This is a genomic window from Buchnera aphidicola (Pemphigus obesinymphae) (genome assembly GCF_026122815.1).
In the GTDB taxonomy this organism is placed as follows: Bacteria; Pseudomonadota; Gammaproteobacteria; order Enterobacterales; family Enterobacteriaceae; genus Buchnera_C; species Buchnera_C aphidicola_BJ.
Genome location: NZ_JAIWQW010000110.1, coordinates 1 through 334, shown reverse-complemented (window position 1 = coordinate 334; position 334 = coordinate 1). Strand labels below are relative to the sequence as shown.

The following is a 334-nucleotide window of genomic DNA, read 5'->3' as shown; positions in this document are numbered from 1 at the left end:
AACTAATCCTAATATTCCCAGTACTACTCCGCTTAATAATATTACCTTAGGATTATAAAACAATTGACTAACAATTTGTTCACCTACATTTTCTTCCGTACTAACACGTGTAACCATAACTCCAGCTGCCGTAGAAATTACCAAAGCAGGAATTTGAGCAACTAATCCATCTCCAATTGTTAAAAGTGTGTATACCTCGATAGCTTTTCCAAAAAACATATTATGTTGAACTATACCGATCACTAATCCACCAAGGATGTTAATAATCATTATAAAAATTCCAGCAATAGCATCCCCTCTAACAAATTTGCTCGCACCATCCATAGAACCATAA

Annotated in this window: 1 protein-coding gene; it reads right to left on the bottom strand. The window is 34.4% G+C overall.

What is annotated here, in order from left to right; genetic code table 11:
• A partial coding sequence (locus LDP10_RS03340; protein WP_265197297.1) for a flagellar biosynthesis protein FlhA occupies positions 1 to 334 on the bottom strand: 334 nt, incomplete at both ends.